At 25.2% G+C, this 2,657-nt stretch carries 1 protein-coding gene, 1 other RNA gene and 1 pseudogene; 1 reads left to right on the top strand and 2 read right to left on the bottom strand.

What is annotated here, in order from left to right; translation table 11 throughout:
* The first annotated feature begins 160 nt into the window (after positions 1 to 160).
* A complete protein-coding gene (locus tag ACTHW2_RS12765; RefSeq protein ID WP_442264270.1) occupies positions 161 to 2,179 on the top strand; it encodes an ABC transporter ATP-binding protein in 2,019 nt (672 codons plus the stop codon).
* 33 nt (positions 2,180 to 2,212) lie between these two features.
* On the opposite strand, the gene ssrS is transcribed toward ACTHW2_RS12765, so the two are convergent.
* Together ssrS and ACTHW2_RS12755 are read right to left on the bottom strand one after the other, a co-directional pair.
* Positions 2,213 to 2,389, bottom strand: a non-coding RNA gene (gene ssrS, locus ACTHW2_RS12760) — 6S RNA.
* A gap of 62 nt (positions 2,390 to 2,451) precedes the next feature.
* Positions 2,452 to 2,657, bottom strand: a pseudogene (locus ACTHW2_RS12755) (cell division protein FtsH); the annotation flags it as partial.

The raw sequence follows: 2,657 nt of genomic DNA, 5'->3' as shown, positions 1-2,657 counted from the left end.
TAAACCATTATATCTGATAATGAAATTATATTTTTAGATGATTGTAAAATTAAATAAAGAGGAACACATGATATATTATTGAAATTAAATTGTTTATACAAAGATTTGTATGAAAAACAATTATTAGAAGAAAAAGTTAAAAAATAGGAGGTGAATATATATGATAAATAAAAATAAAGATAAAGAAAAAAAAATTATAAAAAATCATGACTCAAAACTTCTAAAAAGATTACTGGGATATGCTAAGCCTTATTGGAAGCTATTACTCCTATCCCTTGTAATACTTTTAATTATAACAGGTCTTGAACTATTGAACCCTTATTTATTAAAGGTAGCTATTGATGACAAGATAAATGTATTAGATAAAGCAATGTATGAACTAGATACATCTTTTCAAAGTGATAATAAAGGAGTAAATTTTGACAATAAAAAGTATATAAGAAAAGATAATTTAACAGAAAGTGAAAAAGAAAAAACAGAAGATGTAAGACTAAAGAACATTTTAAAAAGTAATGGGTCCTACTATCTAGTAGACTATGGTGATAGTAACATATCAAATGGTATAAAACTTAAACAAGATGACTATCTAAGCTTTAGAAAAGATGATCTCTTAGGTATAAATAGGATTGCCATTTACTTTTTTTTAGTTATTTTATTTACTTTTTTATTTAACTATATTCAAGTATATATATTGAATTATACAGGTCAAAAAATAATATTTAATATTAGAGAAGAGGTTTTTAATCATATACAAAGCTTAAATGTATCATTTTATGATAAAAATCCTATAGGAAAACTTGTAACTCGTGTTACCAATGATACAGAAACTTTAAATGAAATGTATACATCTGTACTAGTAAATTTATTTAAAGATATATTCATGCTTCTAGGGATAACTATTATTATGATTCAACTTAATTATAAATTAGCTCTTATAGCATTTGCACTATTACCTATTATTCTTGTTATTTCTATTGTATTTAGAAATAACATACGAGTCGTATATAGGCTTGCAAGACTTCAATTAGCTAAAATAAATTCTAGCTTAAGTGAATACTTCACTGGTATGAAAACTATACAGATTTTTAATAAAGAAAAGAAAATAAAGAAAAAATTTGATAAAATAAATAATGATTATTTAAATACAAACTTAAAACAAATGAAAATATATGCTTTATTAAGACCTTCTATAGAGATTGTAAGATCTATAGGCATTGCATTATTAGTTTATTATGGTGGTGGCAGGGTTATTTCAAATGTTATAGAATTTGGAGTTTTATATTTATTTATTGATTATTTACAAAAGTTTTTTGTTCCAATTATGGATCTTGCAGAAAAATATAATGTACTGCAAGCTTCAATGGCATCTAGCGAAAGAATATTTAATGTTCTAGATGACAACAGCTTTGTAGAAAACGATAAAAATCCAATTAAACTTGATAAGATCAAAGGAAAAATAGAATTTAAAAATGTTTGGTTCTCTTATGATGATGAAAATTGGGTATTAAAGAACATCAATTTTGTTATACACCCTGGTCAAACTGTTGCATTTGTAGGTTCTACTGGAGCTGGTAAAACTTCAATCATAAATCTTATAACTAGATTTTATGATATACAAAAGGGTGAAATATTATTAGATGATATTAATATAAAAAACATAGATAAATATGAATTAAGAAGATATATAGGTGTTGTTCTTCAAGATGTCTTTTTATTTACAGGTACAATTGAAGATAATATTAAATTAAATAATTCAGATATAAAAAGAGGCAAAATAGAAGAAGTTTCAGAGTATGTGAATGCCACTCATTTTATAAATAGGCTTAAAAATGGATATGAAGAAGCTGTTATGGAGAGAGGCTCAACATTATCTTCAGGTGAAAGACAACTTTTATCATTTGCAAGAACCCTTGTATATAATCCAAGTATCCTTATACTTGATGAAGCTACAGCAAATATTGATACTGAAACTGAAATCCTTATACAAGATGCCTTAGAAAAACTTATTAAAGGAAGAACTTCCATAGCTATAGCTCATAGATTATCAACCATACAACATGCAGACAACATAATTGTTTTAAGTAAAGGTGAAATTAAAGAAACAGGAAATCATCAAGAACTGTTAAAAAAAGAAGGCATATATTATAATTTATATAAATTACAATATTCTAAGCAATAAAAAAATGTCCCATTAAGTTTTAACTTAATGGGACGTTTAACCAAAATGCCGTATATCTAGATAATTCACACCCGCCTATTTTTAGGTGGGTTTCCTGTTAGTATATTTTAACGTCCACTTTATAGAGGCATGTTAGCCTATACTAAACGCAGACTCCCGTGTCTGATATGTCGGTTGAATTACAAAGATCCACAAGCACTTCAGTATCTTTCTTTAATCTTATTATATACTGTTCCTGTTTTTTTTCAAGCGTAAGTTTAAATATAAATATTTTAAGATCCAAATACTATTATATTAATATCTTCTTCCAGTAAAGTTTCTTTTTCTAGTAGTGCTTTAGATAATAACTCTAATTTACTTCTATTGTTTTCTAATATATTAATAGTCTCTAAATATAACTCATCAAGTATATTTTTAGACCTATTAATTAAATAAGTATTTTTATTTAAATCTTCAGATAAAACACCATTATAATTTA

The sequence above is a fragment of the Tissierella sp. genome, from assembly GCF_052089545.1.
Taxonomy (GTDB): domain Bacteria; phylum Bacillota; class Clostridia; order Tissierellales; family Tissierellaceae; genus Tissierella_A.
The sequence above is the reverse complement of the archived record's forward strand: the minus strand, read 5'-3'. Positions and strand labels throughout refer to the sequence as shown.

Coding starts and splice junctions, on each gene's coding strand:
- ACTHW2_RS12765 (WP_442264270.1), top strand. CDS start 161: ATGATAAATAAAAATAAAGATAAAGAAAAAAAAATTATAAAAAATCAT.